The organism is Pseudoalteromonas rubra, assembly GCF_004212645.1.
GTDB classification, from domain to species: domain Bacteria; phylum Pseudomonadota; class Gammaproteobacteria; order Enterobacterales; family Alteromonadaceae; genus Pseudoalteromonas; species Pseudoalteromonas rubra_G.
Genome location: NZ_PPUZ01000023.1, coordinates 16,549 through 39,808, shown reverse-complemented (window position 1 = coordinate 39,808; position 23,260 = coordinate 16,549). Strand labels below are relative to the sequence as shown.

General features: G+C 47.8%; 15 protein-coding genes and 2 pseudogenes. 6 read left to right on the top strand and 11 right to left on the bottom strand.

The window, feature by feature from the left end; genetic code table 11:
* Positions 1–4: 4 nt before the first annotated feature.
* Both C3B51_RS08955 and C3B51_RS08950 read left to right on the top strand, forming a co-directional pair.
* Positions 5–3,175 (top strand): DUF1592 domain-containing protein, encoded by a 3,171-nt coding sequence (locus tag C3B51_RS08955; protein WP_130244815.1) that lies wholly within the window; start codon positions 5–7, stop codon positions 3,173–3,175.
* Positions 3,176–3,205: 30 nt separating this feature from the next.
* Positions 3,206–4,432, top strand: a complete 1,227-nt coding sequence (locus tag C3B51_RS08950) for a DUF1552 domain-containing protein (protein ID WP_052713331.1) — start codon at positions 3,206–3,208, stop codon at positions 4,430–4,432.
* Positions 4,433–4,578: 146 nt separating this feature from the next.
* Here C3B51_RS08950 and C3B51_RS08945 read toward each other — a convergent pair whose 3' ends face one another.
* From C3B51_RS08945 to C3B51_RS08915, 7 genes and pseudogenes are all read right to left on the bottom strand, one after another.
* Positions 4,579–5,367 carry a hypothetical protein gene (locus C3B51_RS08945; RefSeq protein WP_130244814.1) on the bottom strand — a complete coding sequence of 263 codons (789 nt, stop codon included), beginning with the start codon at positions 5,365–5,367 and terminating at the stop codon, positions 4,579–4,581.
* A 196-nt stretch (positions 5,368–5,563) separates the two neighbouring features.
* Positions 5,564–5,834: pseudogene (locus tag C3B51_RS08940) on the bottom strand (type II toxin-antitoxin system YoeB family toxin).
* Positions 5,835–5,875: 41 nt separating this feature from the next.
* Positions 5,876–6,123 (bottom strand): annotated as a pseudogene (locus C3B51_RS23880) (type II toxin-antitoxin system Phd/YefM family antitoxin).
* A gap of 348 nt (positions 6,124–6,471) precedes the next feature.
* Positions 6,472–6,759: a type II toxin-antitoxin system RelE/ParE family toxin gene (locus C3B51_RS08930; protein WP_130244813.1), complete on the bottom strand. Its 288-nt coding sequence runs from the start codon at positions 6,757–6,759 to the stop codon at positions 6,472–6,474.
* Positions 6,756–7,037, bottom strand: coding sequence for a type II toxin-antitoxin system Phd/YefM family antitoxin (locus tag C3B51_RS08925; RefSeq protein ID WP_130244812.1), 282 nt, complete (start codon positions 7,035–7,037; stop codon positions 6,756–6,758). The genes C3B51_RS08930 and C3B51_RS08925 overlap by 4 nt, the downstream gene beginning before the upstream one ends.
* A 256-nt stretch (positions 7,038–7,293) precedes the next feature.
* Positions 7,294–8,193 (bottom strand): cell division protein, encoded by a 900-nt coding sequence (locus C3B51_RS08920; protein WP_130244811.1) that lies wholly within the window; start codon positions 8,191–8,193, stop codon positions 7,294–7,296.
* Positions 8,194–8,314: 121 nt separating this feature from the next.
* The gene (locus C3B51_RS08915) at positions 8,315–8,635 is read right to left on the bottom strand and encodes a hypothetical protein (protein WP_130244810.1); all 321 of its coding nucleotides are present in this window, start codon (positions 8,633–8,635) and stop codon (positions 8,315–8,317) included.
* A 657-nt stretch (positions 8,636–9,292) separates the two neighbouring features.
* Between C3B51_RS08915 and C3B51_RS23560 the strand changes: the two genes are divergently transcribed.
* Both C3B51_RS23560 and C3B51_RS08910 read left to right on the top strand, forming a co-directional pair.
* On the top strand, positions 9,293–9,469 hold the full coding sequence (locus C3B51_RS23560; protein ID WP_165389127.1) for a hypothetical protein: 177 nt from the start codon (positions 9,293–9,295) through the stop codon (positions 9,467–9,469).
* Positions 9,470–10,050: 581 nt separating this feature from the next.
* Complete coding sequence (locus C3B51_RS08910) at positions 10,051–10,362, top strand: hypothetical protein (RefSeq protein ID WP_125781421.1); 312 nt, start codon at positions 10,051–10,053, stop codon at positions 10,360–10,362.
* A 257-nt stretch (positions 10,363–10,619) separates the two neighbouring features.
* Here the strand turns inward: C3B51_RS08910 and C3B51_RS08905 are convergent, their stop codons facing one another.
* The gene (locus tag C3B51_RS08905; RefSeq protein WP_130244809.1) at positions 10,620–12,563 is read right to left on the bottom strand and encodes a RecQ family ATP-dependent DNA helicase; all 1,944 of its coding nucleotides are present in this window, start codon (positions 12,561–12,563) and stop codon (positions 10,620–10,622) included.
* 682 nt (positions 12,564–13,245) lie between these two features.
* On the opposite strand from C3B51_RS08905, the gene C3B51_RS08900 reads away from it, so the two are divergent.
* Positions 13,246–16,878 carry an FG-GAP repeat domain-containing protein gene (locus C3B51_RS08900; protein ID WP_130244808.1) on the top strand — a complete coding sequence of 1,211 codons (3,633 nt, stop codon included), beginning with the start codon at positions 13,246–13,248 and terminating at the stop codon, positions 16,876–16,878.
* 517 nt (positions 16,879–17,395) lie between these two features.
* Here the strand turns inward: C3B51_RS08900 and C3B51_RS08895 are convergent.
* Positions 17,396–17,833, bottom strand: a complete 438-nt coding sequence (locus C3B51_RS08895; RefSeq protein ID WP_130244807.1) for a cupin domain-containing protein — start codon at positions 17,831–17,833, stop codon at positions 17,396–17,398.
* Positions 17,834–18,720: 887 nt separating this feature from the next.
* On the opposite strand from C3B51_RS08895, the gene C3B51_RS08890 reads away from it, so the two are divergent.
* A complete protein-coding gene (locus C3B51_RS08890; protein WP_130244806.1) occupies positions 18,721–20,895 on the top strand; it encodes a phosphatidylinositol-specific phospholipase C domain-containing protein in 2,175 nt (724 codons plus the stop codon).
* A 119-nt stretch (positions 20,896–21,014) separates the two neighbouring features.
* Here C3B51_RS08890 and C3B51_RS08885 read toward each other — a convergent pair whose 3' ends face one another.
* Positions 21,015–22,064: a Kelch repeat-containing protein gene (locus C3B51_RS08885; protein WP_125719581.1), complete on the bottom strand. Its 1,050-nt coding sequence runs from the start codon at positions 22,062–22,064 to the stop codon at positions 21,015–21,017.
* A gap of 131 nt (positions 22,065–22,195) precedes the next feature.
* Entirely contained in the window at positions 22,196–23,242 is a 1,047-nt protein-coding gene (locus C3B51_RS08880) for a methionine synthase (protein ID WP_130244805.1), read from the bottom strand.
* Between the last annotated feature and the right edge of the window lie 18 nt (positions 23,243–23,260).

Genomic DNA, 23,260 nt, shown 5'->3' with positions numbered 1-23,260 from the left:
GAAAATGATATTCAATAATTTACCACGATTCTCTGCCTTGACTCGTCGCAAATCAGCAGCACCTGCCATGGCAAAGTTTGCCGCCTGCATCAGTTTAATCGCAAGCGCGCCGTTTGCTCAGGCAGCACAGTGTTCATTCAACATTCCGGATAACTGGAACAATGGCTTTAAAACCGAAATAGTCATAGAGAATGACTCAGAGCAAAGCATTAACGACTGGTCGCTCGAACTCACCTGGAACCCGGGCATCTCCCTGCAAAATAGCTGGAACGGCAATTTCGACTGTAACGACACAGGCTGTACCATCACCTCACAAGGTCATACAGTCCATGCAAATCAGTCATTTGGGCTGGGCATTGTTGCCAATAAAAATGGCCTGAGCGAAGACGTTGCCATTACCCTCAATGGTGATGTGTGCAGCAACTCTGGCCCGACTACGCCCCCGGATGCGGTCACAGAAACGGGCTTGTGGGCGCTGGATAGCGCAGAGTCTTCACTCAGCTATGTGTCGGTCAAAAAAGACCATGTGGCAGAGCTGAACCAGTTTGCGTCGCAGAATAACGCTGCTCCTGCGCTATCGGGCAGTATTGATGCCGACGGGCGTGTGATTCTGGCAGTTGATCTAAATAGCGTGTCTACCGGTGTGGATATCAGAAACAGCCGGGTTATGGATTTGCTGTTTGAAACAGAGCTACTGCCAACGGCGTACTTCAGTACTCAAATTGACCCTGCACTATTGAGCACGCTGGAAGTGGGCAACCCGACGGTTCAATCCGTTACCGGCGAGATGAGCCTGCATGGCGTAAACCATGAACTCAGCCTGGATGTGTTGGTCGTGAAGCTGGCTACAGGCCATGTTAATGTCAGTACGCTTACGCCGATGATCATCGACAGTAAGACCTTTGATATGGACTATGGTATTGAGGCACTGCGAGTAGTTGCTAACCTGAGTGGCATTGGCGAGACCGTACCGGTTTACTTTAACCTGACCTTTTTATCAGCCGAACAAGACGGTTTTGAGCCGGTTAATATGGCGGCGAAACCCGCTGCGCCTTCTGAGCTCAGCGCCAGTGTGCTTTCTACCGAAGCGCAGGCGCAATTAAGCTGGTACGACAACAGCAATAACGAAACCAACTACCTGGTGCGTTTAAAATCGCTTGATGGCCGCTGGCACACCGCCGCTACGCTTGCCTCTAACGCCAGTTACTATGAGTCGGGTTTGCCGGAGTCCGGCGAGTTTGATTACAAGGTGATTGCGCTGAACAACTCAGTGCCCTCCCAGCCCAGTAATATTGCCCGTGTCACAGTCACGCAAACCGACCCCATTGCCCGTGGCATGGAGTTGTACAAAACCAACTGTGCCGGGTGTCATGGCTCTGAAGGGGGCGGTCTGGGTTCCTTCCCTGCGCTCAATACAGAACGAGACGTACAGGCCATGATTGATGTGATCACCGCGACTATGCCTTATGGCGCGCCGGGTGCCTGTGATGAGCAATGTGCCACGGATATCGCGGATTACCTGCAAACCCTGTGGCCTGCACCATTAACCTGTGATGTGGGTGTTGCGCCTGTGGCATACGGTGCAAGACAGTTAAAAATCCTGACCCAAACCGAATATCAAAACACCGTAGAAGACTTGCTGGGGGTTGATTTTGAAGTGTCAGACGGCCTGTCGCCGGATTCTCAGGTGGGCTTTTTCATCAATAATACCCATGCCGCTGTGCAGCCTTCTAACTACAGCAACTACCTGCTGGTTGCCGAAGAAATCGCACAATGGGTGGCCGATAATGGCTATTCGCCCGCTTTAAGTTGTGCTGCCATTAATGAAGACTGTGCCAACCGTTTAATTGATGAGTTAGCGCCGCAGATATTCCGCCGTCCGCTAACGCAGGATGAGGCAGACAGTTACCGGCTGATCGCAACAGGCTTTTTCAACAATAACGACGTTGCAGCGGGCATGCAGTTAGCACTGGAAGGCTTGCTGTCTTCGCCGCAGTTTATTTATCGTCATGAGTTGGGCGAAGCGAACCCGGATAACTCAGAGCTGGATTACGACGCCTTTGAGCTAACCTCGTGGGAAATGGCTACCTTCCTGTCTTATACCTTTACCGGATCAACGCCAGATCAGCTTCTGTGGCAAGCTGCTGAGCGTGATGAGTTGCGTGATGATACCCATATCATTGCCCATGCAAACCGCCTGGCAGAGCAAGCCAAACCGGTGCTGAGTGACTTTGTAGGCAGCTGGTTAGGCACAGGCAGTTTAGAGGTCGCCAGTAAAGATCAGGACCACTATCCGGGCTTTGCCAATCTGGTACCCGCCATGAAAGCGGAGATCAACGAAACCTTCTCCTACATCATGACTCAGCCGGACGAAAAATTTGGCTCGCTGTATACCGCCAACTTCACGTTCGTCAACCAGTTACTGGCCAACCACTACAACATTCCTGGCGTATCGGGCGATGAAATGCAAAAAGTAGAGACCACACAGCGTGGGGGTATCTTAGCCAATGGTGCGTTTATGTCGCGCTGGGCAGAAGTAGACGAGTCGCACCCTATCTTACGCTCGGTCAGAGTACGCCGCCGTATGCTGTGCCAGGATCAGCCCGATCCGCCAGCCGGTACCTTTGAAGCCAGAGAGCAAAGGCTTGCCGAGCTGTCTGACTTGTTGCAAGACCCGACGACCACTAACCGACTCAAGTACCACAGCTTGACCGAAGGCCAACCTTGTTCAAGTTGCCACGAAAAGTACATCAACCCGATGGGCTTTGGTATGGAAGACTTTGATGCCGTGGGCAACATCCGTAATCAAGACAACAACGGTAATGTGATCAATGCATCGGGCACCCTCTACGCCCCTGAGAAATACGCTCAGGTCAGTGACTTTGTGCCATTCAACGGCACTAAACAGTTAGGTGCTGTAATAGCCGACCTGTCTTCTGCTCAAAGCTGCTTACCACAGCAAATGTTCCGCTACGTAATGGGTGTGGGTCATGACTCAATCGACCCGACGAGTGAAGAAGACAAGCGCCTGTCTCAGACAGAGCAGGTCGGTTATATGTGTGAAATCGACACACTGACCAACACCATGATGCAGGAAAGCCCGAGAGCCATGCTGGAGAAATTTGGTTCGCTCAAGTCGGTGCGTTATCGCAAAGCCTGGTCCAGAAGCGAGTAATGCGGGTCACAACATTAAGAGGTTAGTAACATGAAAAAAGAGCATTTAAATAACATGGCGATATCGCGCCGCAGCTTATTAAAAATGTTTATGGCGTCGGGTATTTCGACCGCCCTGATCCGCACATCGCCGCTGGTATCAGGATTGCTTTACGCACGACATGCCGATGCGATGGACGCCGGGCTGCCCAACAAAACCGTGTCTATTTATATTCCGGGCGGCTCTATTGCGTCGCTTTGGAACCCCACAGGCAGCGGTGAAACCATGCAGCTGGGCGTGATGTCGGCAGGCTATGAGCCGGTTAAAACCGAGTGTAACTTTATGGTCAATATGGCCCATTCCAATGCGGGTCATGGCCGTATGCCGGTGCTGCTCGCCCAGAGCTGGGGCGGCGACAGTTACGACGTCACTATGGGTAACGCACTGGGCCCGAACCTGCCATTTCGCTATCTGAACTTAGGCGTTCACAGTAATGGCCAGGGCCACTTAACCAAAGACAACCGTAACCGTTTGCCGTTCCAGGAAAACCCCTTCACCGTGTATAAAATGGTGTTTGGCGGCGCCCAGGGCAGCAACAGTAAAACGCCTATCATGAATGCGCATATGTCGGCAGCCAACGCGATAAAAAACAGGCTCGCAGGCTACGAAATACAGCGCATGAATGACCATCTCGATGCCATTGCAGACACCCAGCGGCGTTTAGATGAGCTCTCTGGCGGCACCTCCTGTGGCATTGCCCCCGATGACACTGAGTTCCCGTTGACCTTTGATACCTTCAGTCAGCAGGCAAGGCTGCAAGCAGACATTGCCGTGGCAGCTTTGCAATGCAACCTGACCAGCTCGGTATCACTGGCCTTTGGTAACCACCAGTCTGAGTTCCGCATTCCTGAGCTGAACTTCCAGGGGCACTATCACAACGCCATCCACGGTGGCAGTAACGGCCAGCCAAACTACCCGTACTACACCGAAATGCGCAGCCACCTTGGCAGCCTGAGCGCCTATTTGATCCAAAAACTCAAAGCAGCCGGCATCTTAGACAGCACAGTGGTACTAGAAACCACCGACATGGGCCACGCAGACAAACACTCTGCCAACCCCTGCGCCTATCTGATCGCCGGCGGCGGCGCCCGCATCAACCGAGGCGTAGTCAGCGACATCGGCTCTGGCTACAACCAGCACGATGTATTGCACACCGCAGCCAAAGCGTGTGGCGTAGATCTTGGGTTTGGTAAGGAAATTCCGGGGGTGATTGTTTAGGTGGTTGTTTTGGCTTTTTTTTGATAACTGCTATTTAGTGAGTAGTTTTGGTTTATAGATAATCAGGACAGCAAAGCCCCTTTTTAGGGGCTTTTTTTGTGAGTATTGATACCGAAGTGTGGCAAACGACCATCGCTATACTCACACTACATTCTCGTCGCTCCGGACAATCGACTATAAGGCATGTTGTGGTAAACAGATACTAGTTCATCAAACATAGATGACAAGGCTCCTGCATCAAGGTCAGCTTGTTTGCTAGACACTATGATCTTGAGATATCGGGGCTCCTCATTTTCATTCTGTGGCTTGAGGATATCTTCATAAAGTAATACTAGCTTTGCATTGTCTTTGTACTTCATAAATTCAAATCGAGACTTAGACGTTTTAGACCCTAGTCCACTGTTTTTGAAAACTCCTCGAGAATAGTAAGAACCATCTACGGTTAACGATTTATTTAGCAGACTATCTATCGAAGATAGTCGCAGTCCTTGTAAATCAGATAAATCAAGACGGCTTCCACGACTTGCTTGTTCATATTTATAGTTCATTTCATAGCCAGCTACATCAATTGCATCATCCTCATAGCTGATCTCAACCCGTAACTCTGTGTTTTGAGAGGCAAATCTTAACAACCCTTTCTCATTTTTCTTGAAGTCACCTGCCAGATAATAGACATATTGCCCCATTGGAGTAACTTCCCAAAAAAGGCCATCATAAACTGCAACCTTTTTGGCATGTGGTTTAAAGTCACTGTAAACCGGAATTTTACCCAGCGAGTCTATGTAACTGACAGGTTTAATATCGTGGTAACTCAGGCTTGCCAGATGCTCAGTCGGTTTAACACCAACTTTTACAAAAGTCGCTTTTGAACTATGCCCTGTGGAGTTGCACGCGGAGAGAAATAAGATGAACGAAAAAATAGTTATTAGACGCAAAGTATATGTCCTGTAGATTCCTGCCGATACACACACTAAAGTGAACACATCCCTAGAGCCAGGAATTAGAACAACCATGCATCGACGAGATTTTATTTATTAGCAACAGGAATTTATCATTATATCAATATAGGAACAAGCCTCCTTTAATCACGTTCAGAGCCTGTGATATGTGACTTCTTGGAGTATCCCGCACCTAAAGACGACCTGAATAAGAACAGGTACAATTTGGATTAATGCCCAGCTGCTCGCAAATGCCGAAACCTAGCAATTGACGCCATAGCCCCTTGTTAGTCGCCCGACGATGAAGCCTGTTTGTGTCATTAATACGTGAAGACCAGAAGCCAGTAAAGCTCACTTTAGTGGCTCAGGTTTGCCTATGCCCTCTTCAGATGGCGAACGTTTAACATCGTTGTGCAGATCATTGATACGTTTCATATTTTCTTGTTCTGGCTTTGCCAGTACAAATAGCCACCGGAGGCATCGTCAGGCCAGCAAACGCTGGCTACTACCCATCAATCAGCTCTCTTTCTGTTGTTTTGTCAGCACGATACTGCACTATGGAACGACTTAAATGCCCCGTATTTTTAGGCGAGCGAAGCAAATTAACTGTTTCGACAAGGCTATTGTAAAATAACTACTGCATCTCCCGATTCACGGCGAGTAATGATGATTGTGTAATCATCTAACGACATCGTCTAAAAACGCTTTGAGACTATTTCTGGCTTCAGTAAAAGATACGACTCTCGCAAAGATCCCACATGTACAGTTAATGGAACAATTGAAATCTCGCGACTGTAACTTGTATAGGTAACTTGACATGTGGGATTGGTGGTGGAGCTAACGGCTCCATCAGCCACTTCTGAGTGTGGTCGGCTGGATTCACTTGTAACAGGTCAGATTTTAATTCAGACAGTTACTTTTTTACTGATAACGAACTGGCCGACACTCACCCCAAATTAGTGTGCAGAAGAAGCGATAGGTTTAACCTAGACGCACATCAGTTTTTAGGTGGATGTCCACATAACTATGGCTTTCGGGGCTTTTCTTGTGGCTAAAAGTTGCATTGATGAGAAGGATCAGTGATATTCGCTCAACTCATTACTAGACGTCATCTTTCGTCAAAATTTGCCGACAATTACGAACGGTTAATATTCGAACTTCCTGGCTCAGGCTATAAATAATACGATAGTGGCCAAAAATGATTTCACGGTAATTTGTATTAGGCAGCTCAGGCACACAGCGACCCATTTCAGGCACACTTGCAAGTAACTCTGTCTTGTCTAAAACATCATTCACCCACTTTTCAGCAGCGGAAGGATTGTCCAGAGAAATAAACTCAGCGGCATCACCAAGCTTCTGAATCGCTAAAGGAGACCAGACAACGTTCATTTTCTGATGCGGCTTAGCACTTGGGTTCGCGCATCCTCATTTGAAACGCCGAGGCCTGAGGCTAACTGCGCCTCAGCTGCACGCATTTCTTCCAGCAATTCAATTTTCTCTTGCATCGCTTCGTACTCAGCCACATCAAGCACAACGGCAACACCCTTACCGCGCTGGGTGATTACCAATGGACGACGCGTCTCATTGATTTGCTTGATATAGGATGCAACACCAGCACGAAACTCAGAAAGCGGCTGAATATCTTTGTCCAGATGAATACGACTCATAACGAACCCTAAAAAGTACAAAATAACGTACAAATAATAGTTCAACTAATGATGATGAGCAAGAAGTTGGGTGTTGTAACTCTTGGGTGGATGTCTACATAACTTACTTTTCTGAAAGAAATCACCATCTATTTTTCTTTGGGTGATTGCGTTCATTATTTGAATGGAATGAACGCATCTCTCGTATACTTGCTTAGCTTGTTCGGGATATATTTTGGCTAAAAAGCCACCTAATTCCACCTGTTATACTAACTCCTCAAGAATCGGCGGCACTTGAGCCGTCTGCATTACTTGATTTGTTAGCTTTAAATTCAGCCATCGATTCGCGCTCAAATTTGAGCGCCTCTGAACGATCACCAAGATACCTAGGAAGGCTAACAAGTGCCATAAAGCACCCAATGCGTTGTTCATGATGGCCAACGATCAAGCCGCCGTGGCAATTATGAGCACGACATCCACGAATCAACGTGGCGTTATTCGTGACCAGGATATTGTTTGGCCTTACCAAAATTTCAACACCATTTCTTAAGAATCGGCCCCGATTAATCACAACCTTATTTGGTGGTTGAAAATCAATTTCTATAAGTATCTTTCGATGTGCCTCGCGGACAGCCAGCCTCGTTCCTACGAGCTGTATATCCCATGGTTCTGTGGTGTAATAAAGTTGATTATTCTTAATATGAAGAACGGGAGCATTGAACTCATCAAAAATGACAAGATTTAGAAGAAAGTGTCCATCAGCCATAATCAAGCCAATCAAAGGCGTGCCATCTACACTTACAGGCACCATTGCTGTTCCATACCCTAGATCTTCGCAAGTGAAACTATTCCCACCAATCTCAATTTCAGCAGTCTTTCCCGAAAAATGAAGGCTGTATGGTTTAGAAACACCTTCGCGTAGATTAAATGGATTTGAATTAGCTTCTCTGACTACTTCTTTAGGGAGAAGTCCACCAGTTTTCTCTCTATGGTGTTGATCACATAGCAATGTTATTTCTTCGGCAACATGACGCTTGACGTTAGCCCACTCTTCCATGTGTTCATACTCGTAGAGAGGCATTCCGCAAATAACGCAGCCGAAACCACACCTCTGCCGCACCTCGCGCTGAATAGGGAGGGGGATATTACGACTATTGCAGTCTTGCTCTTTTGTCATAAAGCTTCCTTTCTATAGCTAACGCCCGAATATGAGGCAAATTGAGTGGGCTATACTCGAGCACAGCGAAAAGCCCGCGAAAATTTTTCCCAGCGAGTTTACGAGCAACATGAGGCGCTTGTTAACTTGCATATTTAAGGTTGACTATTTTTTTTGCGAAGTCTAATGCTTCATCGGAGTTAAGCTCATCTGAGTCATAAATCACATAAACACTTCCAACCTCTGGAAAGTATTGTCCGATCAACTTTAAGTATCCACCTGAATATCCATTGTCAGCTAAGTATGATGTACAACTTTCATCCCAAGCTTCCATCGCAGTTGACTGAAACGTCAGGTCACATTCATCAGTGAAAGCTCCTTCTCGATTTAATTGCTCGACGACTTTATTTATATCTGATGAATTCATTCCCTTAAGAATTTCTATTGTTGTTCGATTAGGCATGATTGCTCCTTGCTAGTTAACAATTTATTCTACCCCATCATGTCGGAACATAAGCTGACATAACGGGCTGTATTACATAACCTCATGGTCCCACGGAGTAAAATTAAAGTAAACAATATGCTGCAATTATCAAAATCGCACCCACGTGAAATTTGGACAAATTGGGGCATAATAGTGTTATTGGACAACAGCCCAGGCACTGTCTATACATCCAGCAGATTTTTGCTTGGACACCCTCTAAATTGGTGCGCATCAGGAAGCTGCTGTGCTGTAAGTCAATAGATTCAGGCTCGCAGGCGTCCGGGATGACGGTGTGGTTTGTAAGTTCGGCCGTAACGGAATACCTCTGTGCCGTACGTTGGTAGATCCCGGCTCGCAAGCGGCCGGGATGACGGTGGGGTTTGTGAGTTCAACAGCAATGGGGTACCGCTGCCGCACATTGGTAGATCCTGTCTCGTAAGCGACCGGGACGACGGTGAGGTTTGTGAGTTCATCAGCAAAGGAGCTACCGTCAACAGGTAATTGATCTCTTCTCACCCTTTAACCATGAGTAGCGCGCTTATTATCTGAATTTAAGCTTGAAATAGATTTTTCGCTTGTCTAGTATGAAAACTCCACTGTTAATGTGGGTTTAAAAATTCAAATAAAGGATTAACCATGAAATTAAAACTAAGTAAAAAAAGCATTAAGCAATTATCAGCAGACAAAGCAATTTCTCAGCGATTAACGCCAGTTATTGGTGCCGCAGGGCCTGACGTCCCTGCCAGCCCAGCCCTAAACCCAACCGATCAATACACGTGTTATTGGGGCCGTACGTGTAAAATAGAAGCTTAATTTAGCTCTAAATCACGGAAAAGAGCGCTGATGAGCGCTCTCATTTTTGCCAGTGTCGTGACTGCTCTATAGGTGGCAACAATTTCTGGCTTTAGTGATACTTGTCGCGACATACAGTTCTCACCATAAATTCACACATCAATTGTTGGAAAACAGGTTATATCTCACCCCAAATTGCCGTGTCTCAGGATACTGCTGTGCTGTATATCCCGGCTCGCAATCGTCCGTGGTGACAGTGGGGTTTGCGAGTTCAACTGCAAAGGGGGACCGCTGTGCCGCACATTGGTAGATCCTGTCTCGTAAGCGGCCGGGACGACGGTGTGGTTTGTGAGTTCGACAACCACTTTGCCCGGACACCCACCCCAACTTTTAATAGCTCTCCTAAAGCTGAAACTAACCCGGTACTCGCCTGTCATCACAAACTAACAAAAATTGTTCACAATAAATCAAAAGTTTGTAAACTTGCTCTAAGGCATGCAGTTACAGGCTGACATAAAGGCGCAGGCAGTGCTCGCTCGTCGCAATGCTAAACAAGGCACTTTGTGCCGTCAGCGAAAATATTAAACACTAAAGGAAGGTCTATGAAAGCGTTATTAACAGTTCTACTTATTTTGTTCCCTGTATTGGCAAATGCGGCGGATATCAACTGTAAAGGCAAAGTCACCTGGGTGATGGACTACCCTCAACAATGTAATGGCAATACCGCATTCAAAACAAGCGGCTCTAATGGAAAGTGGATTTGTCCGCCGTCGGACAAAGGAAACGCCATTGTTTTGGCAGCGCTCGCGGCAGGTAAAAGCGTAGAAGTTTACATTAATAGTAAAAATGGCTCCATTAGCTGCTCGTCACTCCCTCATTATGTAAACGCCAAGTACATTATCATTAATCCCTAAATTCTGAGTCGTTACGCAGTGTCTGGGGCTTGTGAGTTCGGCTGTAACTGGGTTCCACTGCGCCGCATGTTGGCAGATCCCGGCTCGCACTCGTCCGGGATGACGGAAGTGGATGTCGGTTTTGAGAAAAAGTTCTAGTTTTGAAGGTGAGGTTCGGCCGTGTCAGCTTTGACTGCCAGGCCGGTGCTCATTCAAACACTGTTTCGCTTTGATTTTGGTGCTATCTGATAAAGATGTACTACACCTTTGATCCGCCATTATGCCCCAAAGCCCAATTGCTTTACTTTATTCAAAACCTGCTGATAGCGAATGTCTGCGCAGCTGCCAAACCCGGCGCGTTGTCTGAATTTGGAAGAGGTTGCCAGTGGCGAAGTCATGCCGGTTAGGAATCGGGTTAGTATTGCCTGGCTGGGCGTAACGCCAATTTGCATCAGGTGCTGTTTTAGCGCATTTAAATCGTTTCGTAACGTATCGTTCGACGGAAATTCGGCCTGTTTTGACTGGGCTAATTGTGCAATTTGACCTCGGCATGCTGAGCAGTGTCCGCATTGCTCAGGGGCATTTTCATCGTCAAAATAGCGCGCTAAGTTGTAACTTAAACACGTATTTAACTCAAAAAAGCGCAGCATGGCCCCAATACGTTTAACCTCGGCTTGCTCCTTATCTAAAAAGTAATCGGCAAGCTCTTTGGCCAAATCTGGCTCTGCCAGCTTAGTTTCATTAACCTGATACACCTGCATCATGCGCTTTGATTCAAGCTCGATATGCCCTTGCTCATGCAGGTAATCCAGTGCTGCTACAATCCGGTTTCTGTCGTGTCCTTGTTGCACTAAGGCCTGAATATCAACGGTGCCCCACACTTTCTTAAATTGCGTGTTGGCAATTATCTGCTGAATAAATTGCTGACGGTTCGCATCGAACATGCTGATGACGTCCTGCTCTGTGCGTAACCACTTGAATCTAAAGTCGGCGTAAAAGGCGTATTTGGCCTCAATCACGCCTTTAAGTTCGAGCTGTACCAGCAAGGTTTTTAATGCCAGTAATCGGATATTGCTGACTTTAGAGGCGCTGAGTTCCTGCATTTCCCATAAGCCCTGCTGTTGCTGCGACTGAATTTCGTCAATCAGTGCCTGAATGCTGGCTTGCTCCGGGGTGTCGGCGTAAACAAAGTTCTCAAGCGTCGCAACGCCATCTAAGTTAGCCAAAGTAATGCATTCTGAAAATTGCCCGTCGCGCCCTGCACGGCCTATCTCCTGGCTGTAATTCTCTATCGATTTTGGCAGGTCGTAGTGCACCACAAACCGAATATCGGATTTGTCTATGCCCATACCAAAGGCAATCGTGGCAACGATCACTTGCTTGTGATTGTTCATGAAATCGTTCTGGATACTCTGACGAAGGCTGTCATCCAGTCCAGCATGATAAGCTGCGGCATTTACGCCCGCCGCCTGTAATTGCTTAGCCACCTGCTCGGCCTGTTGTTGCAGCGTGACATACACAATGCCTGCGCCAGCTTGTTGCTTTAAATAGCCAATCAGTGCCTGCACTTTTTGCGCTTCCGGGTAGGCATACACGCTTAAATCCAGGTTAGCGCGATAAAAGCCCGTCTGAACAATATGCTCGGGTTTTATATCAAACCGGTTCGCCATGTCGCGCTTTACTTTTTTGGTCGCCGTGGCAGTAAGCAGCAACACTAATGGGATGTTTAACTCATTACGATAGTCGGGTAGCTTAAGATAATCGGGCCTGAAATTATGGCCCCACTCAGAGATACAGTGCGCTTCATCAACCACCAGCATAGAAATAGGCACTTGCTTAATGAATTCTCTGAAACGCTCGTTCTTAAAACGCTCAACCGAGATCATCAGCACTTTAATGCTGCCATTTCTGACATTTTGCATCACAGACTGGCTTTGCTCGCGGGTTAACGTTGAATCTAAACTGGCCGCATTGATGTTTTTGCTGTGTAAAAACTCAAGCTGATCTTTCATAAGTGCCAGCAGTGGCGAGATAACTAAGGTTAAATGGGGCAGCTGTAAAGCCGTCAGCTGATAACACAAGGACTTACCTGAGCCGGTTGGGAATATTGCGAGGCTAGAGTGGCCGTTGACCAGCTGGGTGACTGTTTGTTCCTGGCCAGGCCTGAATGCTGAAAAGCCAAAACGTTGCGATAAGGTTTGGTGGAGCGCCGATTCATTCATGATGCAAAATTCCGTGTTAACAACTGCCGTGTAAGATAACACATTACCAATCCCCAACAATACTTAACCAGTTTGACAAGTGGCAGGCTTCCACGTGACGGCGAGGTTGGTTAGGTTAGCGATCAGAAGGAACCATCGTATTGCGGGTTATTAGATCCCGGCTCTCAAGCGTCCGGGATGACCGAGGGGTTGGTTCGACGTAAGCAGAATACATTGGAGCCCTGTGCTGGCGGTTCCCTCGTGCCTGCTTTGCCTGGTTTGTTTTGTCCGGGAAGGCACCTTAAGTTCATTACTTGCCTCAAAATTGGCGAGTGAAATATAAGGACTGGTATAGCTGTCGTTCTATGTCGAGACTAGCGCTTAAAACATACCGCCAGTTATAGATAGGAAGTGAACCAACCTTTAGATAGATATCTACATGGCTCTACATAGTTGTAGGCCCACTCGGCTTTACATTGCCGAATTGCCTGTAGGTATCAACTTGGAACTCCTCAATTCCATCACTTTCTTAATCACTCCAGCCTATCCATAAAATCAGCATGGTTTAGAGCGTTTTAGCTTTCCCTGTCAAACTCCATTTACATAAAAAACAACCAACACCAAAACCCCAAACATTTAGATTACATAAATAAAACCTGCTAGAATCGCGCCGATTTAAAAACAAAATAGGGACAGCAAAATTATGAGCAAATTTAAAGTTACTCCTTTGACGATAGCCTTAACGACCATTCTCACAGGCTGCGGTGGCGGAGGCAGCGATGGCGATCAAACCCTGACTGAACAACCAAAACAAGAAAAAGCAGCTGTCAGTGTCCTGGACGACCCTTCAAACACATCCATTGCCGAGCTATCGAGAGTAACTACAGCGCTGATAAGTGACAGATACAAGGGAGTAACAACGCCTGCTAATCTGGACAATGAATTGCTCAGAAAAGGGTTGGCACATCTGTTCGATGATTCCACCGACGGATTTTCTGGTATGGATATGCCCTATTTACAGGATCACGTTTCTAATGACGGTTCTATAAGTGGCCTTTCTGCGTGTCCCATATCAGGTAATGTTACCTACAGGGGTAAAGTTAACGAGAATGGTAACGGTGCCGTGCTGGCAAAGTTCTCAGACTGCGTCATGTCCGACGAGAATGAAAAAGTCGATGGTTCCATGACAATCGCGGTCTATATGACTTCGGCTACAACTGGCGAAGTGGCAATGCTGTTTAACAACTTCACCAGTTCAAATAACGAGCAAAAAATCAAACTAACCGGTAGTTTTATCACTTCTTCAGGTTATGACACTACTATCAGAGAAAACACAACTAACATCAAACAGCATTTATTGGTCGAAGTGAATGGAAGCTATCAGATAATTTCAGAGCTCACAGTCAACGATGATGGCTACAATAACAACATGGATTACCATGAAAACTTGCAGATCGAAGGTACTTTGACTTTCAGTAATGAGGGCGTATTTGCCTTTTCTGGGAAGGATTTGTACGGCTATTCACCTAGTTTCGAAGGGGGTGAGCTGCGCTTTGAAGGTAGCGATAAAATTATTACCTTGGAATTCGAAAATACAGGCACTACTTATTTTGAAGACAGTAACAAAGATGGCCAATATGACCTGACAACAAACATTTCTGATATTAAGCATTTCATTTCTGGTGAGTTGAGTGATTTAACACTTGTGCCACTCAATCCGCTCTCACTGCCTCCAATCGTGTATTCCCCAAACCGAAACGATGACGATGAGTATTTCGCAACCAGCCCTATCATTGTTGAAAATGGTCATTATGAAGATCCTGATACGCCTTTGCATCAATTGGAAGTCAGCTTCCGTTGGTATCTTAATGGCCAACTTATTGAAGGACAGACAACTAATACACTCCCTGCGGGTATCGCGGTTTTTGGAGACACGCTTGAAGTCGCCATGGTCGTTTCAGATTCAGACAATACAGTTGTAGGCCCAACATTAAATCTGGACCTGCAGGACTCACCCATCCAATTGACGATAGAAGGCTTAGATGACTCAATTACATCGGGGCAAACGGTATCATTCACTCCCATCATTTCAGACCCTGACAAACCAAACGATACGTTAGTAACTCAGCTTATCTCGGCACCAGAAGGCACAATACTGAGTGACAATGGGGTTCTAACCTGGACTGTGCCCACAAATATGCTTTTCACTTCACAGGAGTTCTATTTTTCATTCACCACACCAGGAGAGGATAGTGAGCAAAACGCCATTGTTACCGAAAAAGTCAGGGTGACAACTAACAAAGCACTGCCAATAGCTCACTCAGGAATAGAAGCACCTACTGAGCAAAGAAATTTTCTCATTGATGACTTTGACGGAGATAATAAGAACGAGATACTAACGACAGACAACAACTGGCGTATAATGTTGGTGGAGCAGCAAAATGAAGAGACCAAGCAAAAATGGCTCTACCCATATGAGCTACCTAGCGGTGGTAAGGTAGTACAAATCGCTGCTGCAAATACGGATGAAGACAGTGAAAGTGAGATCTTTATTGTAACTGAGTTTGGTGTCAGCCTGATTAATAACCTCGACAATGAAGCTGTCACAGTTTTTAATTCAGAGACAAAAATATCAGCAGGTGCCGTTCAAGATATCGACGGTGATGGTATTGTAGAAATTGCATTGCTTCATGGCGAAAGCCAATACAGCGCTTACAGAGAGTCACTCAGCGTTTTCAGTCTTAAGGACACCACGAATATGCTGTTTGAAACCGCAGCCAGTAACACAAGAACAGTTCACTTTGCCAACCTGGATGACGACAGCCAGCTTGAACTGGTACTCAGCTCAGGGCTTATCTACGATACTAAAGACTGGCAGAGTCAATCGGCAATAGACACAACGTTTTCCAAGGGCCTGATAACCACTGGAGACTTCAACGGAGATGGCGTGCAAGAGTTAGCTGGTGTAAGTGATGAATTGGAACTTCACTCACTTGCGGCTAAATCGCTGTTAGCAAACCACCCCTTACCTGATAACGGTACATGCTCAATCACCGCTGCAAACCTGGATAATGATACTGATGATGAATTGTTAGTAGGCGATTGTCAGTGGGGTAATATTCGCGCTTATGACGTGACAGCGGACAATAGCATCTCAGAAATATGGTCGATTGATATGGTTGATTATGGTTCAACCTCTTTGACTGTAGGTGACAGTGATAACGACGGAAAAATGGAGCTACTCTGGGGCACTGGTGGCATAAACCGTTTCAACTCAAAACTGCTAGTAACTGCGGATATAGACGCTACAACACCCACAGTGCGCAAAGACATGATTGCGCCGCAATTGGACTTCTACGTTCCTGCAGGCTGGTCGAGCCTTAAACAAGAATCGGACAACGCAATTTTCTTTGTCCCCGGAACCAACTCAGGCTCAGGAGGTAGTCGCGTACTAACTACGGTTACAAACGGTTCCTACAGGCTATCAGCGCCAATCTCCAGCAACTGGAATTATCATTCGTCAGCGCATGTCGCAGATTTTTACCAAAATGGAGTTGCTCAGTTGCTGATCCCAATTACAGAAGCACACTCTGCAAACCTGGCAGTGATGGACATAAGAACTGAAGCGGTATCCTACCAACTAAATACCGACTCAGATGCAACTATAAAACGTGTGACAGCGGCCGACGCCAACGGCGATAACATCCCGGATGCAATTTATAGCACTTCTCAAAGTGTGAAGTTTGTTGATGTGTACAATGAGGCATTAATTGGAAATTACAGTACATCAGAAGACAGTATGTCAGATTTCAGCGTACATTACGGTGAGACGCTGACCCTCGCAGTCGCTGAGGATAGGCTCAAACTGCTTCAATCAAGTATTAACGGCTTTGAGCAGCTCAGCGCCGTCGAGCAAAGCTGCAGCCATATTGAGTTTTTTAACTATGATCAGGACCCCGAGCAAGAGCTACTTTGTCTGAAAGTGTCAGAACAGGATAATGAAGAGTATGCTACGGCCGTATACATTTATGAAATTGTAAATAACGTTCTTCAGCTAGTTCATCAGCGGGACCTTACTAAGCAGGTTAAAGAGATTGTGGTATCTCCGACCCGAACAAGTTCACAAGAGCTCATCCTCGTCACACAAATCGGCAAAGATTGGGATTCTGAAGTATCCTCACAGCTCATCTACACTGACTCCAGAGGCTACCCTTTGTGGGCTAGCCCGATGTTTCCTGGTACAGTTTCAGGCAATGCGATTAAAGCCCGACAAGACAGCAATGGGAAGTTGAACCTGCTCCTGTCTACGTCAGAAGCCATGTATCAGATACACTAACCTGTTTGCAGTGCCTCCGGCTCCCCGGAGGCACTGATTTAAGCAATTGCCACACAGAAATACGGCAGCCTACAATATCCAATAAGCCAACCTTGTATTCAAACCTGGACCTTACCAAGCCATCCATCAGTAAAGTAAACACTGCAAGAACCGGCCAACTGTTCTGCGAATAGGCACGACGCTGTAGGTTAGCGGCTCCCGACTCGCACGCGTCCGGGATGACCGAGAGGTTGATTGGGTTCGCGATCAGAAGGAGCCACGGTATTGCAGGTTAATAGATCCCGACTCGCACGCGTCCGGGATAACCGAAGGGTTGGTCGGGTTTGTGACCAGTTGGAGCCACGGCATTGCGGGTTAATAGATCCCGGCTCGCAAGCGTCCGGGATGACAATGGGGTTTATAAGAATAAGCAACCAAAAATCACGTTGCCAAATACCCACCGTTAATTTAATAAGCGCCCATGGATTCACAGTGCCAGAGCGCCAACTCTGGCGCCGAAGTCGGGCTCGTAAAAAGGCTAGACTATGTGAATTTTGTACTTTTCTACAAATGCTTGCCTGTCTGATTCCGTCGGAGGATTGTCAGCAGTGAATTTGGATATATCCCGAATAAATCCCTCAGAGGGGCCTGAAGGTGTATTGATAACGAGCACGTGACTGTCGGCGATCGCCTTAAAACGTCTTTTTACGTTGGGACCAGCAATAACAAGGTCGCCAGCATTGGCAACAAACTCGTCATTTTCTACACCGAACTCAATTTCCCCTGAGATAATGTAAAAGATCTCATCATCAATCTCATGAAAGTGCCACGGAGCCTCATTGCCTTTAGGCAGTTTGCTATCAAAAATAGAAACCCGGTTATCTGTATCTGAGCCAGATGCAAGAATGGACGTGATTTCCCCCTGTTCAAGGTCATGTCTCTCAGCATTACCGGCTTTGACGTGCTTGTATCTCATTGTATGCCCTCGACTGTTCAACGCTTTAGCGACACTTTCGCTATAGTGCTCTTTATAAAAGACTCACCAGATTACATCATTATGAGTGATGTCACCAGCCTATACAAAGTCATCAAGAATTGAGTGCAAAGTGAAACGACACCGGCCAACAAGCAAAACGAATGCCGGTGCGTTTTGGGTAGGTGTCTTGAGAACCAATGATGACGGGTTTGTTAGGTTCGCGACCAGAAGGAGCCACAGTGTTGCCGGTTAATAGATCCCGGCTCGCGCGCGTCCGGGATGACCGAGGGGTTGGTTGGGTTCATGACCACAAGGAGCCTCAGCATTGCAGGTTAATAGATCCCGGCTCGCACGCGTCCGGGATGACCGAGGGGTTGGTCGGGTTCGCGACCAGAAAGAGCCACAGTATTGTCGGTTAATAGATCCCGGCTCGCGCGCGTCCGGGATGACCGAGGGGTTGGTTGAGCTCGACGTGAACAGGATATAACGGCGCTTTAGGTTAGCAGAGCTCACTGGTGCTGCTGGTTAGCAGTTCCCGGCCCGCACACGTCCGGATAATCAAGAGGTTTGTCGAGTTCGCAATAGTGGCAAAATACCGAGCTGCATATTAATAGTTTCTCCGTTCTCATGCCTTCATTTCTATTACAGTTTTTTAAATACATTTCGTTTACTTTTTTCATCAAACAACCTGCGCGCAAAGATTCGGTCTTTTTCTAACCATTACAAGAAGCTATCTACACTCAAACCAAGCGAAATTAGAGCTAAAACTCACATCTTCACACTTCTTGCACTTTTCGCGCCTATATTTGCCGCGGTTGCTCGTACAGGGGCGTAAACAGCCCCCTGATTAAGGACCAGCTTCACACTAAAAGGAGAGGATTTTTACCATGAAACCAAACAACACACTGGCGTTGCTGCTGGCAGGTGCCGTCGCGGCATCTGGCGTATCGCTTGAGGTACATGCCGCAATAGATACCGATGATGAGAAAGTCACGCGACTGGACTTGCAAGGGCAGATAGATAACTTTGCGCCTTTTTCTAAAACTCTGTGGGCCGGGGCGCACAATGCCTATGCGTCACATGCCTGGAGCAAAGGCACGTATACTGATGTAAACCAGTACTACTCCCCTAAAAGTCTGCTTAAGCGCGGCATACGGGTGATGGAATTTGATATTTACCCGGAAGGCACCTTTGATTCTACCCCTATGCTGTGCCACAACTCGCTGGAAAATAAAGCCATTTGTTCAAGCTTTCATGCAAAGCTGTCGGAAGGGTTAGACGACATTAAAGACTTTCTCAAAGACAACCCGGACGAAGTGGTGTTACTGAAAATAGAATCGTACAAGCATAACGACCATAAAAACTGGCACAACAAAATTGGCGAACGTCTGAAAAAAGACATCGGTGATTATTTGCTGATGCCCTCTGACTGGGGCTATGCCGATAAGAGCTGTGCCTCTTTGCCGGTGTCGCACCTCACCAAACGCGACATTCTGGCAGCGGGTAAGCAGCTGGTTGCCGTGGTGCAAACCCCCAGAGATCACAGTAACCTGTGTTCCTATCACAGCAGTGGCAGTTACTCTAAATTCTGGAATACCGTGTTTATCGGCGTCGATGCCTTCGATGCCAGTGGCAACCTGCAAAGCAATCAACCATTTTGCCAGAACGGCAGCAATGAGTGTGTGAACGGCGATCAGACCGCGCATTATCTGGCCAACAATATGACGGTGATCATTGATGGCGCAACGCAGCTTAATCCGGATGGTCCCAGTTCAAGTAAAACCGGTAGCAATGTGATCAGCAAGTGGGCCAACAAAGGCGCGCAAATTCTTGAGCTTGCATTGGTCGAAGCCAACAACACCAGCGCTGCCAGTGGCTATGGTGCCAATGAAGTCCAGATTGAAGACTTTATCTGGTCGTGGAAATCGAACCGGCCCAATGGTTCGGGCGACTGTGCCAGCCTCGAAAGCGATGCCTCTATCGTCGACAAAGCGTGCTCTACCTATCAGTACCACGCCTGTGTAGATGACAACCGCAACTGGAAGCTGACCACCAGCAAGGACAGCTGGGAGATGGGATTTGCGAATTGTCAGAGCCTGGGCGGCAGCTATGCCTTTGCGATGCCATTCAATGCCTATGAGCATGTGCAACTACAAAACACCATAGGTGCCAGTTCCGAGCACCACTGGGTGAACTACTACAAGGCGTTCGATGATTTTTGGTTGTCTAACGCAACTGAGCATATCGACTGGCAGTATGTGAAAAACACTGCGGTGGGTTCGACCAATAAAGGCGACGCCTTTAACGATATTGCCCTGTTAAAGCGCAAAGCCCTGGTGGGCGGCACCTTCAACCTCAGCTTTGTGCGGGTACGCTCAAACAATCGGGTGGATGGCTTTCAGGCTTGTTACGAAACCAAACAGAGCCTGTCCCATGCCAGCGTGGGCACGTCAGAAATGTGCGTTACCTATGGCGGCAGCGGCGGTAGTTGGGGTGATAAACTGACCTTTGATAGCAGCAAGGGCGAGCACCTAAAAAGCCTGCAGATCTGTAAAGACGATGGCAAATATGGCTATGATACGGTTTACTATCTGAAGCTGACTTCCAGCAATGGCAGTTCAATCAAAGGCGGTACTTCGTCTGGCAGTTGTACAACCTACTCGGCCAGCGCCAGCCAGCAACTGTTTGCTTTTCATGGCACCGATAATAAAGAACTTAACTCACTGGGCGTTTATCGCATCGCCAGTTCACAGGTTAACGGCGGGCTCTATGCCACCGGCTGGCTTGACCGCGATGATCCGGCCAGCGGTGACAATGAGTTGTTCAGCTCCCACCAGTCAGTGGGTAACATCGGCGCCAGTTGCAGCACCAGTGATGTTGCAGGGGTAATTGCACGAGTCAAAGGCAACAAGCTGGACTCAAGCCTGACCGGCCAAAACCTGGTCAATAACAGCTCGGGCTTTGCCTGCTGGAACTCCAGCAATGGCGGAAGCAGCAGTTACACCACCTGTGAAGACTACGAAGTAAGATACTTCTTCACCAAGGCCAGTTGCTTGCCTTAACTGGTTTACCTTAACTGGTTTACCTTAACTGGTTTACCTTAACTGGTTTACCTTAACTGGTTTACCTTTATTGGCTTAACATGCGACCTTCAAAAAAAGCGCCCGCGGACGCTTTTTTGTTATTCGCTTGCTTGTATCGACAACGTCATGGTCGACGACAAGGTTTCCTGCGGCCCTACTTTGGCAGCGCCGCCGATAATATGCAGCTGCTCGTTAAACGAGACCGAGCCATGACCATGACGCGGTTGTGGCAAGCTGGGCAGTGCTTGCCATAGATCCGTTTGCGGATCGTATGCCCATACGTCATCGAGGGCTTTGCCTGCCTGCCAGTCTCCATTTGGGCCAAACACCTCACCACCCGACACGATAATTTTACCATCCAGCACACTGGCAGACAGCCCGGCCGATGCAACGGGCAAAGGCGCAATCGGTGACCAGCTATCCGTTTTGGTGTTATACACTTCAGCATGACTGAGGTTAACGCCCTCTTTGCCGCTGGTGCGTCCGCCAATCACGTAAATTTTATGACCAATCACCGCGCTGGCGGCGGAATTGCGCGCCACGCTTGCCGACTTAACCTCACGCCAGTAGGCGTTGTTAACCAGCACATAGTGTGCGTCGGTATCTATATTTTTACCGCTGTCCCGGCTGGGCGTTTTACCACCGATCACATGAATGTTTTTGCCCACACTGGCATACACAGATTCGGCGAGCGGTATGGGTAAAGACGGTGCGTTACGCCAGGCCTGCATATTGCCATCGAGCCTGAAGACCGAGCGCTGAATTTGCCAGGCATCATCTTTAGCCCCCGTAAAACCACCAATGGCATACAGAAAATGCTGGTTGGCGACCATGCCCAGGTGATGCCGGGCTGCGGGCAAAGCAGGGGCTTTGGTCCAGCGCGCGTGAGCCGGGTGAAGTAAAAACACGTCAGTGGTGGGACCTAAATCAGAAAACGATGGAAGATCGGAAGGCGTAAAACCGCCCCCGACAAAAATACGCTTGTTAAAAACCGCAGGATACACTTCCTGCAACGCAATGGGTAAGTCGGGCCCGGTCGACCAGCTAAATGAGGTCCGAGGCTCAACGTTTTGCTCTGCCCCAAGCGATCCCGATAGCAACACAGCTGTTATTACCATAAAGACCCAACTTGCAGAGAATAGGCGCATTCTGACTCCTTAAAATTTAATCAAACTATGATACGGTACTGCCAGGGCGCAAGATCAGTGTGCGCGTCATCCTATACAGTTACCGTAAAACATCAGCAACATCAAATAAAAGAGCCAGCGTGCGAGCCTGATTAGGCGTCAGGCAGCGGTGTACTTAGGATTTCCTTGCGCACTATCTCAGCGCCAGCACTAAGCGCATTTAATTTGCCCCAGGCCACATCCCGTGCAAGCGGTGCCATGCCACAGTTAGTGCAGGGGTAAAGCTTATCGGCATCCACATATCTGAGCGCTTCTCTGAGTGTTGCGGCGACTTCTTCTGGCGTTTCTATGGTATCCGTCGCCACATCAATGGCACCGACCATGACCTTTTTGCCGCGCACCAGGGATAATAACTCAACCGGCACCCGCGAGTTATGGCACTCCAGCGAGATAATATCTATGTTCGACTTTTGCAGCTTAGGCAACACTTCCTCGTACTGACGCCACTGCGAACCCAAGGTTTTTTTCCAGTCGGTGTTGGCTTTAATGCCGTAGCCATAGCAAATATGTACGGCCGTTTCACACTTCAAACCTTCAATGGCACGCTCCAGGCAGGCTATGCCCCAGTCATTCACTTCATCAAAGAACACATTGAACGCCGGTTCATCAAACTGGATAATATCAACCCCGGCGGCTTCCAGCTCTTTAGCCTCCTGATTCAATACCTTGGCGAATTCCCAGGCCAGCTTTTCGCGGCTTTTGTAATGGTCGTCGTACAAGGTGTCTACCATAGTCATCGGACCGGGCAAGGCCCACTTTATTGGTTGCCTGGTTTGCTGGCGCAAAAACTTTGCGTCTGCAACAAACACCGGCTTCTGGCGGCTAATGGGACCAACCACGGTTGGTACACTGGCATCGTAGCGGTCACGAATTTTAACCGTTTTACGGTTTTCAAAATCCACGCCGTCGAGGTGTTCAATAAAGGTGGTCACAAAGTGCTGACGGGTTTGCTCGCCATCGCTGACAATATCAACGCCTGCCAGCTGCTGCTCGTGCAACGACACACGCAGTGCATCTTGTTTGCCGTCAACGAGTGCCTGTCCTTCGAGCTTCCAGGGTGACCAAAGCACCTCTGGCTGTGCCAGCCAGGCAGGTTTTGGCAAACTGCCCGCAGTGGAGGTAGGTAAAAGTGTTTTCATAATTTCTGCCGCTTCTTT

Coding starts and splice junctions, on each gene's coding strand:
- C3B51_RS08955 (WP_130244815.1), top strand. CDS start 5: ATGATATTCAATAATTTACCACGATTCTCTGCCTTGACTCGTCGCAAA.
- C3B51_RS08950 (WP_052713331.1), top strand. CDS start 3,206: ATGAAAAAAGAGCATTTAAATAACATGGCGATATCGCGCCGCAGCTTA.
- C3B51_RS08930 (WP_130244813.1), bottom strand. CDS start 6,759: ATGAACGTTGTCTGGTCTCCTTTAGCGATTCAGAAGCTTGGTGATGCC.
- C3B51_RS08925 (WP_130244812.1), bottom strand. CDS start 7,037: ATGAGTCGTATTCATCTGGACAAAGATATTCAGCCGCTTTCTGAGTTT.
- C3B51_RS08920 (WP_130244811.1), bottom strand. CDS start 8,193: ATGACAAAAGAGCAAGACTGCAATAGTCGTAATATCCCCCTCCCTATT.
- C3B51_RS08915 (WP_130244810.1), bottom strand. CDS start 8,635: ATGCCTAATCGAACAACAATAGAAATTCTTAAGGGAATGAATTCATCA.
- C3B51_RS23560 (WP_165389127.1), top strand. CDS start 9,293: ATGAAATTAAAACTAAGTAAAAAAAGCATTAAGCAATTATCAGCAGAC.
- C3B51_RS08910 (WP_125781421.1), top strand. CDS start 10,051: ATGAAAGCGTTATTAACAGTTCTACTTATTTTGTTCCCTGTATTGGCA.
- C3B51_RS08905 (WP_130244809.1), bottom strand. CDS start 12,563: ATGAATGAATCGGCGCTCCACCAAACCTTATCGCAACGTTTTGGCTTT.
- C3B51_RS08900 (WP_130244808.1), top strand. CDS start 13,246: ATGAGCAAATTTAAAGTTACTCCTTTGACGATAGCCTTAACGACCATT.
- C3B51_RS08895 (WP_130244807.1), bottom strand. CDS start 17,833: ATGAGATACAAGCACGTCAAAGCCGGTAATGCTGAGAGACATGACCTT.
- C3B51_RS08890 (WP_130244806.1), top strand. CDS start 18,721: ATGAAACCAAACAACACACTGGCGTTGCTGCTGGCAGGTGCCGTCGCG.
- C3B51_RS08885 (WP_125719581.1), bottom strand. CDS start 22,064: ATGCGCCTATTCTCTGCAAGTTGGGTCTTTATGGTAATAACAGCTGTG.
- C3B51_RS08880 (WP_130244805.1), bottom strand. CDS start 23,242: ATGAAAACACTTTTACCTACCTCCACTGCGGGCAGTTTGCCAAAACCT.